The 12,935-nt window shown below is 68.5% G+C and carries 17 protein-coding genes; 6 read left to right on the forward strand and 11 right to left on the reverse strand.

The window, feature by feature from the left end; translation table 11 throughout:
• Positions 1-20: 20 nt before the first annotated feature.
• The 5 genes from lptB to C1925_RS05695 form a co-directional block, all read right to left on the reverse strand.
• Positions 21-740, reverse strand: coding sequence for an LPS export ABC transporter ATP-binding protein (gene lptB, locus C1925_RS05675; RefSeq protein ID WP_108768037.1), 720 nt, complete (start codon positions 738-740; stop codon positions 21-23).
• Positions 740-1,258, reverse strand: a complete 519-nt coding sequence (gene lptA, locus C1925_RS05680; RefSeq protein ID WP_108768038.1) for a lipopolysaccharide transport periplasmic protein LptA — start codon at positions 1,256-1,258, stop codon at positions 740-742. The genes lptB and lptA overlap by 1 nt, the downstream gene beginning before the upstream one ends.
• Positions 1,259-1,362: 104 nt before the next feature.
• The gene (gene lptC, locus C1925_RS05685; RefSeq protein ID WP_108768039.1) at positions 1,363-1,938 is read right to left on the reverse strand and encodes an LPS export ABC transporter periplasmic protein LptC; all 576 of its coding nucleotides are present in this window, start codon (positions 1,936-1,938) and stop codon (positions 1,363-1,365) included.
• A complete protein-coding gene (locus C1925_RS05690) occupies positions 1,935-2,483 on the reverse strand; it encodes an HAD hydrolase family protein (RefSeq protein ID WP_108768040.1) in 549 nt (182 codons plus the stop codon). The genes lptC and C1925_RS05690 overlap by 4 nt, the downstream gene beginning before the upstream one ends.
• 64 nt (positions 2,484-2,547) lie before the next feature.
• Complete coding sequence (locus tag C1925_RS05695) at positions 2,548-3,549, reverse strand: KpsF/GutQ family sugar-phosphate isomerase (RefSeq protein ID WP_108768041.1); 1,002 nt, start codon at positions 3,547-3,549, stop codon at positions 2,548-2,550.
• A 54-nt stretch (positions 3,550-3,603) separates the two neighbouring features.
• Between C1925_RS05695 and C1925_RS05700 the strand changes: the two genes are divergently transcribed.
• Genes C1925_RS05700 through C1925_RS05710 form a run of 3 tightly spaced genes read left to right on the forward strand, consistent with a single transcriptional unit; the run spans position 3,604 to position 5,432 of the window.
• Positions 3,604-3,834 carry a BolA family protein gene (locus C1925_RS05700; RefSeq protein ID WP_021202589.1) on the forward strand — a complete coding sequence of 77 codons (231 nt, stop codon included), beginning with the start codon at positions 3,604-3,606 and terminating at the stop codon, positions 3,832-3,834.
• A gap of 21 nt (positions 3,835-3,855) precedes the next feature.
• Positions 3,856-5,127, forward strand: a complete 1,272-nt coding sequence (gene murA, locus C1925_RS05705; RefSeq protein WP_108768042.1) for a UDP-N-acetylglucosamine 1-carboxyvinyltransferase — start codon at positions 3,856-3,858, stop codon at positions 5,125-5,127.
• The gene (locus tag C1925_RS05710; RefSeq protein WP_108768043.1) at positions 5,124-5,432 is read left to right on the forward strand and encodes a hypothetical protein; all 309 of its coding nucleotides are present in this window, start codon (positions 5,124-5,126) and stop codon (positions 5,430-5,432) included. Before murA ends, C1925_RS05710 begins: the two co-directional genes overlap by 4 nt.
• A 96-nt stretch (positions 5,433-5,528) precedes the next feature.
• Here the strand turns inward: C1925_RS05710 and C1925_RS05715 are convergent, their stop codons facing one another.
• From C1925_RS05715 to purM, 5 genes are all read right to left on the reverse strand, one after another.
• Complete coding sequence (locus tag C1925_RS05715; RefSeq protein WP_108768044.1) at positions 5,529-6,212, reverse strand: DUF3108 domain-containing protein; 684 nt, start codon at positions 6,210-6,212, stop codon at positions 5,529-5,531.
• A 2-nt stretch (positions 6,213-6,214) separates the two neighbouring features.
• Positions 6,215-7,027, reverse strand: coding sequence for a DUF3108 domain-containing protein (locus C1925_RS05720; RefSeq protein ID WP_108768045.1), 813 nt, complete (start codon positions 7,025-7,027; stop codon positions 6,215-6,217).
• A gap of 67 nt (positions 7,028-7,094) precedes the next feature.
• The gene (purN, locus tag C1925_RS05725) at positions 7,095-7,748 is read right to left on the reverse strand and encodes a phosphoribosylglycinamide formyltransferase (RefSeq protein ID WP_108768046.1); all 654 of its coding nucleotides are present in this window, start codon (positions 7,746-7,748) and stop codon (positions 7,095-7,097) included.
• A 19-nt stretch (positions 7,749-7,767) separates the two neighbouring features.
• Positions 7,768-8,259: a hypothetical protein gene (locus C1925_RS05730; RefSeq protein WP_108768047.1), complete on the reverse strand. Its 492-nt coding sequence runs from the start codon at positions 8,257-8,259 to the stop codon at positions 7,768-7,770.
• 20 nt (positions 8,260-8,279) lie between these two features.
• A complete protein-coding gene (gene purM / locus C1925_RS05735) occupies positions 8,280-9,338 on the reverse strand; it encodes a phosphoribosylformylglycinamidine cyclo-ligase (protein ID WP_108768048.1) in 1,059 nt (352 codons plus the stop codon).
• 112 nt (positions 9,339-9,450) lie between these two features.
• On the opposite strand from purM, the gene C1925_RS05740 reads away from it, so the two are divergent.
• The 3 genes from C1925_RS05740 to hda are packed head-to-tail and all read left to right on the forward strand — an operon-like array spanning position 9,451 to position 12,454.
• Positions 9,451-10,578: a DUF2066 domain-containing protein gene (locus tag C1925_RS05740; protein ID WP_254051392.1), complete on the forward strand. Its 1,128-nt coding sequence runs from the start codon at positions 9,451-9,453 to the stop codon at positions 10,576-10,578.
• Positions 10,575-11,747: an AI-2E family transporter gene (locus C1925_RS05745; RefSeq protein ID WP_108768050.1), complete on the forward strand. Its 1,173-nt coding sequence runs from the start codon at positions 10,575-10,577 to the stop codon at positions 11,745-11,747. The genes C1925_RS05740 and C1925_RS05745 overlap by 4 nt, the downstream gene beginning before the upstream one ends.
• Entirely contained in the window at positions 11,747-12,454 is a 708-nt protein-coding gene (gene hda, locus C1925_RS05750; protein WP_108770628.1) for a DnaA regulatory inactivator Hda, read from the forward strand. The genes C1925_RS05745 and hda overlap by 1 nt, the downstream gene beginning before the upstream one ends.
• 158 nt (positions 12,455-12,612) lie before the next feature.
• On the opposite strand, the gene C1925_RS05755 is transcribed toward hda, so the two are convergent.
• Positions 12,613-12,935 (reverse strand): IS3 family transposase (locus tag C1925_RS05755; RefSeq protein WP_216821993.1); only part of this gene is annotated, 323 nt, incomplete at its 5' end.

Genomic DNA, 12,935 nt, shown 5'->3' on the forward strand with positions numbered 1-12,935 from the left:
GATGGGCCCGGCGGCCGCCGTCACAGCTTGAAGGAATCTCCAAGGTAGACGCGACGGACGTCGGCGTTGTCCAGGATCGCTTCCGGCGAGCCCTGGGCGAGGACGGTGCCCTCAGCGAGGATATACGCGCGGTCGCAGATTCCCAAGGTTTCGCGCACGTTGTGGTCGGTGATGAGCACACCGATGCCGCGCTGCTTGAGATGGGTGACGATGCGCTGGATCTCGCCGACCGAGATCGGATCGACGCCGGCGAAGGGTTCGTCGAGCAGGATCAGGCGCGGCTTGGCGGCCAGGGCACGGGCGATCTCGCAGCGGCGGCGTTCACCGCCGGACAGGCTGGCGCCGAGCTGGTCGGCCACGTGGCCCAGCTGCAGTTCGTCGAGCAGGCCACTGAGTTCGCGCTCGCGGCCGGCCGAATCCAGGTCGTCGCGCAGCTCCAGCACCAGGCGCAGGTTGTCGGCCACGGTCAGCTTGCGGAACACCGACGGTTCCTGCGGCAGGTAGCCCACGCCCTGCTTGGCGCGCGTGTACATCGGGTCGCCGGTGATGTCCTGGCCGTCCAGCACGATGCTGCCGGCATCGGCTTCGACCAGGCCCACGATCATGTAGAAGCAGGTGGTCTTGCCGGCGCCGTTGGGGCCGAGCAGGCCGACCACTTCACCGGCATCGAGGGTCAGCCCGAAGTCCTTGACGACTTCGCGCTGCTTGTACTTCTTGCGCAGGCCCTTGGCGACAAGCATTACTTCTTGCTCCCGGCCGCCGGCGCAGCAGGCGTCTTGTTCTTGGGCGGAATGACGGTACGCACGCGGCTGCCGTCGCCACCGGAATTCATCTCGCCGGTACGGGTGTTGTAGACCATGCGCTGGCCGGCATTGGTACCGCGCGCGCTGGTCACCTTGTAGTTGCCGGTGAGGGTGATGATCTCGGTCTTGATGTCGTAGTCGATCTTGTCGGCCACTGCGTCCATCCAGGTGCCGTCATCGAGCTGCTGCTTCATCTTGGCCTGCTTGCCGGTGAACACGGCACGCACGGCCTCGCCGTCCTTCATGTAGATCTCGGCCTCGGACGAACGCAGGTCCAGCGAGCCCTGGGTGATGACCACCCCCTGCGACAGCGTGGTCTTGCCATCGCCGGTGAGGTTGCCGGCCTGTGCGCCGGCATCGATGTTCATGGGCTCGTTGCGGTCGGTGGACTTGGCCTGCGCGAAGGCGGGGACCAGCAGACCAAGGGCGAGCACGGCAGCAAAGGGAATCTTCATCGGGGTCCGTTCTACCGGTGAGGCTGCCCGGTCAGGCCGGGCGGCGGGTGGGGGCTGCGGCCCTGCGCCAGTCGCAATGGCGACGTCGCGGGCCAGCGGCGGAATCAGCGTTGGGGCGTGTAGCGGCCCTTGGACTGGCTGAGGAAATGATACGTGTTGTTCTTCGAATCCACCTCGAACCCGACGCCGGACTGCTCCATGCCCGGGCGGGTCATGATGACCCGGGCATCGGTACGGGCGCGGCTTTCCTTCGGGAACACGTCCAGGTGGTCGGTGCGGAAGGTGGTGGGTACGACGCCGGGGGCGGCGGGGCTGTCGCCGGAAACGTCACCGCGCAGCTTCATCTGGTCGCCCTTGGCGCTGAGCCAGCCGGTCTGCGCGCGCAGGGTCCAGTGCTGGCCGTCCTTGTCGGGCATCTCGAACAGCGGGGTGGTGATGTTGATGGTCTGGTCGCCGCGCTGGCGCTCCAGCAGCGGTGCGCGCAGGGTGGTCGATTCCTTGCCCTGTTCGTCCAGCGCCACGATCTGGAAGTCGTGCAGGATGTAATCCACGCCGACGTCCTGGCCGGTCTGCACCGGCCCCTTGTCGCGGTTGCGCAGGGCCGCCCAGCTGCTCAGCAGGGCCGCCAGCAGCAGGCCGACGCCGAGCACGGTGCGCCAGTTCAGCGACGGAGCATTCATGCGCCGAACCTCGCCAGCACCGCATCGATGTGTCCCTGCGCGGCCAGCAGCACGTCGCACAGCTCACGGGCGGCGCCACGGCCGCCGTCGCTGCGGGTGGTCCAGTGCACGCGCTCGGCGATCCACGGGTGGGCGTTGGCCGGGGCCACGGCCAGGCCGACCGCGCCCAGCGGCGCCAGGTCCGGCAGGTCGTCGCCCATGAACGCCACCTGGTCCAGGCCGATGCCGTGCTGGGCGCACAGCGCCTGCACGCTGGCCAGCTTGTCGCCCACCGCGATCTGGGTGTCGATGCCCAGATCGGCACCGCGGCGCAGCGCCGACTGGCTGTTGCGCGCGGTGATCAGCACGGGGTGGATGCCGTGCTGCTGCAGCAGTTTCAGACCCAGACCATCCTGCACGAAGTACGCCTTGCTCTCGTTGCCGTCCTTGTCGTAGTACAGCCGACCGTCGGTGAGGGTGCCGTCCACGTCGAAACAGGCCAGGCGGATACGGGCCGCGACGGCATGCAGGTGGGCGGGGAAGGCGGGCAGGGGGGACCAGGGCATCAGGGCATCAGGCTCGGTTGGGGCGGGTGCGGGTACAGTCTGAATGGGGTCTACCGACTCTCGGTTAAACCACCCGGGCCCGCAACAGGTCATGAATGTTCAGCGCGCCGACCGCGCGGCCCTGGCCATCGACCACGATCAGGCCGTTGATCTTGTGGGTCTCCATCAGCCGCGCGGCTTCCACCGCCAGCTGGTCGGCGCCGATGGTGCGCGGGTTGCGGGTCATCACCTCGGCGATCTTCGCCGTGCGCACGTCCAGCTCGGTATCCAGCGCGCGGCGCAGGTCGCCGTCGGTGAACAAGCCGATCAGCACGCCCTGGGCGTCGACCACGGCGGTCATGCCCAGCCGCTTTCGACTCATCTCCATCAGCGCCTGGCTGAGGCTGGCCTCGGCATCGACCTTGGGCAGGTCCTCGCCGCTGTGCATCACGTCGGTGATGTGCAGCAGCAGGCGGCGGCCGAGGCTGCCGGCCGGGTGCGAGCGGGCGAAATCGTCGGCGGTGAAGCCGCGCGCGTCGAGCAGGGCCACGGCCAGCGCATCGCCCATCGCCAGCGAGGCGGTGGTGCTGGAGGTCGGTGCCAGCGCCAGCGGGCAGGCCTCGGCCGGCACGCTGACGTCCAGGTGCACGTCGGCAGCCTTGGCCAGGCTGGACTGCGGCCGGCCGGTCATGGAAATCAACACGTTGCCCTGGCGCTTGAGCACCGGCAGCAGCATCAGCACCTCGTCCGATTCACCCGAATAGGACAGCGCCAGCACCACGTCATCCTCGGTGATCATGCCCAGGTCGCCGTGGCCGGCCTCGCCCGGGTGCACGTAGAAGGCCGGGGTGCCGGTGGAGGCCAGGGTGGCGGCGATCTTGCGGGCGACGTGGCCGGACTTGCCCATGCCGGTGGCGACCACCCGGCCGCGGCTGCCCAGGATCGCCTGGCAGGCCTGCTGGAAGGCCTCGCCCAGCCCGTTGGCCACGGCCTGCAGCGCCTGCTGCTCGATCTCGAACACGCGGCGGCCGCTGGCCACCAGGGCGGCGGGATCGACGGAACGGGGGGGCAGGGAGGACTCGGCCATGCGGACGCCACGCAGCGGAAGTAGAATGAGGGTTCATTTTATTAGGAAAGCCCGTTGGACGCTGACACCATCCGCAACCTGATCGAAACCGGCCTGCCGGGCGCCCGCGCCGACGTGCGCGGTGACGATGGCGTGCATTTCGAAGCGACCGTGGTCTGTGAGGCCTTTGCCGGCAAGATGCCGTTGGCCCGCCACCGGATGGTCTATGCCACTCTGGGAGACCTGATGGGCGGCGCGATCCACGCGCTGGCGCTGAAAACCGTGACCCCGGCCGAAGCCGGCTGAACCGCAGAAGATTCCCAATACATGGCCAAGATCGTTGTGACCGGCGGCGCTGCGCTGCACGGTGAAGTGAGCATCTCCGGCGCCAAGAACGCCGTCCTCCCCATCCTCTGCGCGACCCTGCTGGCCGATGCGCCGGTGGAGATCACCAACGTGCCGCACCTGCACGACGTGGTCACCACGGTGAAGCTGCTGGGCGAACTGGGTGCCAAGGTCACCATCGACCAGGGCACCCTGTCGCGCGGCAGCGCGATCGTGGTCGACCCGCGCTCGGTCAACCAGCACGTGGCGCCGTATGAGCTGGTCAAGACCATGCGCGCCTCGATCCTGGTGCTGGGCCCGCTGCTGGCCCGCTTCGGCGCGGCCGAAGTGTCGCTGCCCGGTGGCTGCGCCATCGGTTCGCGTCCGGTCGACCAGCACATCAAGGGCCTGCAGGCGCTGGGTGCGGACATCGTGGTCGAGAACGGCTTCATCAAGGCCACCGCCAAGCGCCTGAAGGGTGGCCACTTCACCTTCGACATGGTCAGCGTCACCGGCACCGAGAACGTGCTGATGGCCGCCGTGCTGGCCGAGGGCACCACCATCCTCGACAACGCCGCGATGGAACCGGAAGTGACCGACCTGGCGCACTGCCTGATCGCACTGGGCGCGAAGATCGAAGGCCTGGGCACCGCCCGCCTGGTCATCGAAGGCGTCGAGCGCCTGTCCGGTGGCCGCCATGAAGTGCTGCCCGACCGCATCGAAACCGGCACCTTCCTGGTGGCCGCGGCGATGACCGGCGGCAAGGTGACCGTGAACCGCGCGCGCCCGAACACCATGGACGCCGTGCTGTCCAAGCTGGTCGAGGCCGGTGCGACGATCGAGACCACCGAAGACAGCATCACCCTGGACATGCAGGGCAAGCGGCCGAAGGCGGTCAACCTGACCACCGCGCCGTACCCGGCGTTCCCGACCGACATGCAGGCGCAGTTCATGGCGCTCAACTGCGTGGCCGACGGCGTGGGCGTGATCAACGAAACGATCTTCGAGAACCGTTTCATGCACGTCAACGAACTGCTGCGCCTGGGCGCGGACATCCAGGTGGAAGGCCACACGGCGATCGCCCGCGGCCACGAGCGCCTGAGCGGTGCACCGGTGATGGCCACCGACCTGCGCGCGTCGGCGTCGCTGATCCTGGCCGGCCTGATGGCCGACGGTGACACCACCATCGACCGCATCTACCACCTCGACCGTGGCTACGAGAACATCGAAGAGAAGCTGTCTTCGCTCGGCGCCACCATCCGGCGCGTGCCGTGATCCTGCGCGGCCGCTTCAGCCCCCGCCGCAAGGCGCTGCTGGCCCTGGTGCTGATCGTGCTGGCGTGGCTGGGCTATGCCTGGTACGCCAACCTGGCCATCACCAAGGGCATCGAGCAGAAGGACATGGACTGGAATGGCGATGGCACGGTCAGCCGTGACGAGATCATCCAGTCGTTCTATGCCGTTGCGGTGAACGACAGCCAGGAAGGCAACCGCCATTGCCGCACCTTCGTCTGGCGCAGCAGCGGCCAGCAGATCCGGGTGGACTGCCGTACCGAGTTCACGCCGGCCGCGGCCGAATAACACGGTAGCGCCGGGCCATGCCCGGCGAGCGCGCAGCGCGGAAGCATGGATGGGGTCAGAGCCCTTCCTGGCGGAAGGGATCCGACCCCGGGCGCGTCAGTTCAACGCCTTGATGGTGAGGTCCAGCGCGTCGCGGCCGCCTTCGCGCTGCAGGATGCGGGTCGGCACCGGGAACTCGGGCACGATCCAGGCGATCTGTTCCTTGTCTCCGTCCACGCGCGAGACCTTGGTGGCCTGGTAGCTCTTGCCGCCCACGGTCACCGCTTCCTTGCCCACGACCTTGTAGGTCATGTTCTTGATGCGGCCTTCGTCCACCATGCGGTAGGTCAGCGGCTTGCCGGCGGCCAGGTCGCGGGCGATCGCCAGGTTGATCAGCAGCGCGTCCATGTCACCGGCCTTCAGCGCGACCGGGCCGGCGCGGTCCGGCTTGATGTCGCCGGTCCAGGTGGCCTGGTTGCTGGTCCAGTTGTAGTTGGCCTGCACGTTGCGCTTCTTCACCAGCAGTGCCGAGCGGTCCTGGCTGCTCAGCGGGCGCAGCTGGCCACGCACTTCCTCGAACACGGTGCTCTGGCTCAGGTCGGCCAGCTGGTTCTTCACCTGCAGGTTGTAGCGCCACTTGCCGGTGCCTTCGTTGGCCAGGGTCATGGTGCCGTTGGCCTGCATGCCCATGTAGCTGGCCAGGTAATCAGCCTTGAACGGCTGCAGGGCCATGGCCGGCAGGCTGGCCACCGACAGTGCGGCAGCAGCGATCCAGGTCAGCGGGCGGGTCAGGGTCGTCATGCTCATACTCCTTGGTATTCGATCAGGCGCAGGTCGACACGGTCCTCGCCATCTTCGCGTTGCAGGATGCGCACCGGGGTGGGGACACCGTTGGCGATCCAGAGAATGGTTTCGTTCTTGCCGCCGTTGGTGCGGTAGACCTTCAGTGCGTTGTAGGACAGGTCGCCGACCTCGACGTTCTCGGTCTGTGCGGCGGCCTGGTAATCGTGCTGGCGCACCTTGCCCAGTTCGACGTAGCGGTAGTGCATCACCGCGCCGGGGCGGGCATCGCGCATCAGCGACAGGTTCAGCAGCAGCGCGCTCTGGTCGCCGGGCTGCAGCGGGATGGGCTGGGCGCGGTCCTTCTTCACATCGCCGGTCCACTGCGCCGTACCGGCTTCCCAGTCGTAGGTGCCGACTGCCTTCTTGCCCAGGAACAGGCCCTTGCGCACGGTGCTCTGGCTCAACGGCGCGTAGACGCCATTGCGCTCCTCGAACACGGTGCTCTGCTCCAGGTTCAGGCCGAGCACGCTGGCGAAGCCGCGACGGCCGACCACCTGCATGTCCACCCGCCACTGGTTGCCGCCGGTGTGGCTGACCTGCATGGTCGCATCGCCTGCCTCCTTGCCCTTGTAGAAGGCCTGGTAGGTGGCGCTGAACGGCTGCAGCGGCGGCGGCTCCCAGGCCATCGCCGGCAGCGCGGGCACGGCCGGTTCGGGCGGTGCCTGGACCACGGGCGCGGGTTCGGCCGACGGCGGGGTCTGTGCCCACGCGGCGAAAGCGAGCACGGCGAACGGCAGCAGCAGGAATTTGCGCAACGGAGGCGTGTTCTTCATGGCGGGCAGGAACCGCAGGAGGAGGCAGGATGCCAGCCCCGCAGTCAGCGGGGCGTGTGCACGGGCGTTACCGGTTCAGGTTTCCGGCGGAATCTAGAGCCAACGGGCTAAACAGGGGGTGACCGTCGAGTGTCGGCTGACCCTCCCGTTCAGCCAGGCGGCCGCCGCACAGCAGCTGCAGGGTGGCGATCAGCAGCGGGTGTTCGACCGCCAGCACCCGGTTCGCCAGGCTGTCTGCGTCATCGCCGGCCAGCACCGGCACGCGCACCTGGGCCAGCACGGTGCCGGCATCCAGCTCCGGCACCACCAGGTGCACGCTGGCGCCGTGTTCCGCATCGCCGGCTTCCAGCGCACGGGCGTGGGTGTGCAGGCCCTTGTGCAGCGGCAGCAGCGACGGATGGATGTTGACCAGGCGGCCGTTGAAGCGCTGCACGAAGTCGGCGCCGAGGATGCGCATGTAGCCGGCGCAGACGATCCAGTCCGGGGCCGCCGCCTGCACGGCATCGCCCAGCGCCTGCTCGTACGCGGCGCGGTCGCTGAAGGTCTTCGGTGCGTGTGCCCAGCGCTGGCCGGGCCCCACGCGCTGCAGTGCCGCTGCGTCGGGGCGGTCGGAGAAGACCCCCACCACCTCGGCCGGCAGGCGGCCGGCATCGATCGCATCAAGGATGGCCTGCAGGTTGCTGCCACGGCCGGAGGCCAGTACGGCGATGCGTGCGGTCATGCGGCGGCCATCGGGTGTCTCAGCGGCGGGAAGGCGCGTTGGCTTCGAAGGCCGCCTTCACCTGCGGGCGCAGCAGCACGACCAGGGTGAACACGCCCAGCACGGTGCCGAACGGGGTGAACAGGCAGGCGATGGCGGCCACCACCATGCACAGCAGGTGCCGGCGCCGCTGCTTCAGGCAGCGCCCGGCATAGGCGATGAAGCCTGCCAGGCCCAGCCCGAAGGACACCGCGCAGCCGCCCATGATGATGAACATCCAGCCCATGAACTGCTGCTCGTGCAGCGGCGTGGCCTGGCCGTTGGAGTTCATCGGCAGGGCGCCGCTGAGCATGGCGATGCCCATCACGATGTGCATGCAGAAGATCAGCCCGAACACGGCGGCCAGGCCGGCCACCACGTAATGGAAGATCGCCAGCAGGCGCAGGTGGTCGATGTCCTGTGCGGTCAGTGCGGGCGCAACCGGGGCCGGGGGCGGCACCGGTGCGGCGGACAACGGGGGCGTAGCGTCCATGCGGGCTCCTTGGGTGCCGATCAGGCGATGCGGACGCGTTCGGCGCCGCTGGCGGTGACCACCTGGCCGATCGGCCAGTGGTCCAGGCCCTGCGCCTGCACGGCTTCGGACACCGCGGCGACCTGCTCCGGGGCGACGATCAGCACGAAGCCGATGCCGCAGTTGAAAGTGCGCCACATCTCGCTGTCGACCACGGCGCCTTCCTTCTGCAGCCACTGGAACACCGGCGGCAGCGGCCAGGCCGAGGCCTGGATGTCCAGGCCGAGGCCGTCGGGCACCACGCGGATGATGTTCTCGGTCAGGCCGCCACCGGTGATGTGGGCCATGCCGTGGATGGCCGCACCGTGCGACTTCAGCAGCGACAGGATCGGCTTGACGTACAGGCGGGTCGGCGCCATCAGCGCGTCGACCAGCTTGACGCCGTCTTCCAGCTCCAGGTCGGCCGGCTGGCCGGCGCGGTCGTAGATGCGGCGCACCAGCGAGTAGCCGTTGGAGTGCGGGCCGGAGGAGGCGATGCCGATCAGCACGTCGCCGGCGGCCACGCTGGCGCCGTCCTTCAGTTCGCTCTTCTCGACCGCGGCGACGGTGAAGCCGGCCAGGTCGTACTCGCCCGGGGCGTACATGTCGGGCATTTCAGCGGTTTCGCCGCCGATCAGCGCGCAGCCGGCCTCGGTGCAGCCGTTGGCGATGCCGCCCACGACCGCCGCGGCGGTGTCGATGTCCAGCTTGCCGGTGGCGAAGTAGTCCAGGAAGAACAGCGGCTCGGCGCCCTGCACCAGCACGTCGTTGACGCACATGGCGACCAGGTCGATGCCGATCGTATCGTGGCGGTTCAGCTGGTGGGCCAGCTTCAGCTTGGTGCCCACGCCGTCGGTGCCCGACACCAGCACCGGCTCGCGGTACTTGTTGGACAGGTCGAACAGGGCGCCGAAGCCACCCAGGCCGCCCATCACTTCCGGACGGAAGCTGCGCTTGACCAGGGGCTTGATCCGCTCGACCAGCTCGTTGCCGGCGTCGATGTCGACACCCGCGTCACGGTAGGTGAGGGGGGAGGGGGCGGAAGACGGGGTGTTGGTCACGGGCGTCGGCGCTGGCAGGGGTTGAACGGACGATTTTAACAGGCCGCATTGGCGCAAAGTCCGTATTCGGGCAACAATTCCCCCCGGATACGTCGAGCCAATGGATGTCCTGATGCGCCGCAGCCTTATTCCCGCCCTGCTCCTTGCGTTGTGCCTGCCGGTGGCCACGATGGCCCAGAGCGCCCTTCGCACCGAGGGAGATGTCGCCACCGCCAGTGGTGCCTACGAGGCCGAAGTGCCTGTGAACAGCCAGGCCGAGGCCGACCGCAACGGTGGCCTGGCCCGTGCCCTGAGCGTGGTGCTGGGCAAGTTGTCCGGCGACCGCAACGTGACCGCGCGCCCGGGCGTGGTGCAGGCCCTGCGCAACGCCAAGGATTACGTGGCCAGCTACGACTTCAAGCAGGACCAGAGCGTCGGCGCCAGTGGCGCGCCCAGCTACCGGACCCTGCTGGTCGCCCGCTTCCGCGAGGATGACGTCGATGCACTGGTCTCGGCCCTGGGCCTGCCGCTGTGGCCGCAGCCGCGTCCGAAGCCGGTGGTCTGGCTGGCCGTGGACGACGGCAGCGGCCCGCGCCTGGTCAGCGTGCAGCAGGCCAATGCGGCCCGCCCGCTGCTGAACCGCGCCATCGAGCGTGGCTACAAGCTGGGCCTGCCCAGCGGTGGTGCCGCCGAACAGGCGCTGGCCGGGGCCATCTGGCGCCAGGACAGCGCCGCAGTGTCCCGCGCATCGGCCCGCTACTCGCCGCCGATGCAGCTGATCGGCAAGCTGTACCGTGCCAATGGCGGCTGGCAGGCGGACTGGGTGTTCGTCGACAACGGCCGCGAGCTGAACAAGTGGACCACCAAGGACGCCAACGCCATGCGCGCGATGGCCGCCGGTGCCGACGGCGCCGCCGACGCCCTGGTCAAGCGCTACGCCAAGGCCGGTGCAGCGACCGGCGCGGCCGGTACCTACCGCATCGTGGTTACCGGCATCGGCAGCACCGACCAGTACCTGCGCCTGGCCGCCGGCCTGCGCCAGGTGCCGGTGGTGCGCAACGTCACCCCGCTGCGGGCGACGGCCGACCGCCTGGAGCTGAACCTTGAAATGACCACCGGCCTGGCCGGCTTCAACCGGATGCTGGGCGACAACGGCGTGCTGGTGCCGTCGGCGACCCTGCCGGCCCTGCCGGCGCCGATCGATGACAGCACCGGCGCACCGCAGCCGGCCCCGGTCAGCAACGAGTACTGGCTGCGATGACCCAATCCCCGGAAGCGGAAATCGCGCAGTTCCTGCGACGGCTGAAGTACGTGGCCGTCGCCCTGCTGATCGGCTGGGTGGTGTGGCTGCTGGCCCCCATCCTGACCCCGTTCGTGCTGGCCCTGGCGCTGGCCTGGCTGGGCGACCCGCTGGTCGACCGCATCGAGGCCACCGGCCGCTCGCGCAACACCGGCGTGGTGCTGGTGTTCGTGGCGATGGTGCTGGTGGTGACCGCGCTGTTGCTGGTGCTGGTGCCGATGATCGAGCGCCAGATCACCACGTTGATGGCCGCCGTGCCGCAGGCGCAGGCCTGGCTGATGCAGACCGGCATCCCGTGGTTCGAGCAGAAGACCGGCCTGGAAGTAATGCAGTGGATGGACCCGGACCGGCTGATCGAGTGGGTGCGCAGCCACTGGCAGCAGGCCGGCGGCTTCGCCACGACCTTCATGGGCTATGTCTCGCGCTCGGGCTTCACCGTGGTGACCTGGATGGTCAACCTGGCGCTGCTGCCGATCCTGGCGTTCTACTTCCTGCGTGACTGGGACAAGCTGGTCGAGCGCGTCGCCTCGGTGATCCCGCGCAACCACATCGGCACGATCACCAACCTGGCCCGCGAATCCAACGAGGTGCTGGGCGCGTTCATCCGTGGCCAGTTCCTGGTGATGGTGGCGCTGGGCGTGATCTACGCCGCCGGCCTGTCGCTGGTCGGCCTGAAGCTGGGCCTGTTGATCGGCCTGGTGGCTGGACTGATCAGCTTCATCCCGTACCTGGGCGCGACCACCGGCATCGTGATGGCGGTGGTGGCGGCGCTGGTGCAGGCACAGGGCATCGACCTGAAGCTGCTGCTGCTGGTGGGCGTGGTGTTCACCGTCGGCCAGCTGCTGGAAAGCTACGTGCTGACCCCGCGCATCGTCGGCGACAAGATCGGCCTGCACCCGGTGGCGGTGATCTTCGCGGTGATGGCCGGTGGCCAGCTGTTCGGCTTCCTCGGCATGCTGCTGGCGCTGCCGGTGGCGGCGGTCAGCAACGTGCTGCTGCGCTATGCGCACCAGCGTTACCGCCAGAGCGAGCTGTACGTCGGCGAAAAGCCGGCCATCGTGCTTGATGGCGTGATCGACGCACCCCATATCATCCTCGACCCCTACGAGCACGGCCCGGACCCGAAGTGATTGGTGTGCCGCAACTTCCGCTGGCCCTGCATTACCCGCGGGACCAGCGCCTGGAGACCTTCATCGGCGCGCCGGACGGCGCGCTGGCGCAGCTGCGTGCGATCGCGGTGGGCGCCAGCCATGACTGGGTCTACCTGGAAGGTGCGGCGGGCACGGGCAAGACCCACCAGGCGCTGGCGATGTGTTCCAGCGCGCAGCAGGCCGGGCGCCTGCCGACCTACGTGCCGCTGGCCGGCGCGGTTGGCCGGGTGGCGGCGGCGCTGGATGGCCTGGAGCAGCGTGAGCTGGTGGCGCTGGATGGCCTGGATGCGGTGGCGGGCCACCGCGAGGACGAGATTGCACTGTTCGACTTCCACAACCGTGCGCGCGCGGCGGGGATAACGGTGCTGTACACGGCGCAGCATGCGCCGGGCGAGCTGGGCCTGGTGCTGCCGGACCTGCGTTCGCGGCTGGGCCAGTGCGTGCGGGTGCTGCTGCAGCCGCTGGACGAGGAAGGCCGGGCGGCGGTGCTTCGCGAGCGCGCGCTGCGGCGTGGGCTCGCGATCGACGAGGCAGCCATCGAGTGGCTGCTGTCGCATACCGGGCGCGAGCTGGGTGGGCTGATCACGCTGCTGGACTGGCTGGACCGGGAGTCGCTGGCGGCGAAGCGGCGGATCACGGTGCCGTTCCTGCGGCAGGTGCTGGAAGAAGGCCGGCCCCGGTACTGAGGGTGGGGTTTTTTATTGCAGGGCTGCTGCCCTGCACCCGCTAGAGCAACGTCAAGATCAAGTGCTGGCTTCCTGAGGGGAGGCGGGGCGCTGTGGGCGTGCGGGGACGCCGTGAACCCATCCATGAAGTGACCCCCAAAAGTTGGACAGTTGGGGGATCAGGCGGCCAACGCGGCCTGCTGCCGGTACTTTACCGGGCTCAGGCCCTTTAGTTTCAATCGGATACGGTCTTCGTTGTAGTACCGGATGTACTCCATTAGCCCGGCTTCCAGCCTTTCGATGCTGTCAAAGGTCTTCAGGTAGAAGAATTCCGACTTCAGCGTCCCGAAGAAGCTCTCCATGGCCGCATTGTCCAGGCAGTTGCCGCGCCGGGACATGCTCTGTTTCAGCGAGTGCTTTGCGAGCGTGTGGCGGTATTTTTCGTGCTGGTAATGCCAGCCTTGGTCGGAGTGGATCATCGGTCGATCTTCGGGCGAGAGCT

It is taken from the genome of Stenotrophomonas sp. SAU14A_NAIMI4_5, from assembly GCF_003086795.1.
Lineage (GTDB): Bacteria > Pseudomonadota > Gammaproteobacteria > Xanthomonadales > Xanthomonadaceae > Stenotrophomonas.

Excerpts from the sequence above, each read along its gene's own strand:
- C1925_RS05745 (WP_108768050.1), top strand. The coding sequence starts at position 10,575 with ATGACCCAATCCCCGGAAGCGGAAATCGCGCAGTTCCTGCGACGGCTG.
- C1925_RS05690 (WP_108768040.1), bottom strand. The coding sequence starts at position 2,483 with ATGCCCTGGTCCCCCCTGCCCGCCTTCCCCGCCCACCTGCATGCCGTC.
- murA (WP_108768042.1), top strand. The coding sequence starts at position 3,856 with ATGGCCAAGATCGTTGTGACCGGCGGCGCTGCGCTGCACGGTGAAGTG.
- lptC (WP_108768039.1), bottom strand. The coding sequence starts at position 1,938 with ATGAATGCTCCGTCGCTGAACTGGCGCACCGTGCTCGGCGTCGGCCTG.
- lptB (WP_108768037.1), bottom strand. The coding sequence starts at position 740 with ATGCTTGTCGCCAAGGGCCTGCGCAAGAAGTACAAGCAGCGCGAAGTC.
- C1925_RS05720 (WP_108768045.1), bottom strand. The coding sequence starts at position 7,027 with ATGAAGAACACGCCTCCGTTGCGCAAATTCCTGCTGCTGCCGTTCGCC.
- C1925_RS05730 (WP_108768047.1), bottom strand. The coding sequence starts at position 8,259 with ATGGACGCTACGCCCCCGTTGTCCGCCGCACCGGTGCCGCCCCCGGCC.
- C1925_RS05715 (WP_108768044.1), bottom strand. The coding sequence starts at position 6,212 with ATGACGACCCTGACCCGCCCGCTGACCTGGATCGCTGCTGCCGCACTG.
- purN (WP_108768046.1), bottom strand. The coding sequence starts at position 7,748 with ATGACCGCACGCATCGCCGTACTGGCCTCCGGCCGTGGCAGCAACCTG.
- C1925_RS05695 (WP_108768041.1), bottom strand. The coding sequence starts at position 3,549 with ATGGCCGAGTCCTCCCTGCCCCCCCGTTCCGTCGATCCCGCCGCCCTG.
- C1925_RS05740 (WP_254051392.1), top strand. The coding sequence starts at position 9,451 with ATGCGCCGCAGCCTTATTCCCGCCCTGCTCCTTGCGTTGTGCCTGCCG.
- lptA (WP_108768038.1), bottom strand. The coding sequence starts at position 1,258 with ATGAAGATTCCCTTTGCTGCCGTGCTCGCCCTTGGTCTGCTGGTCCCC.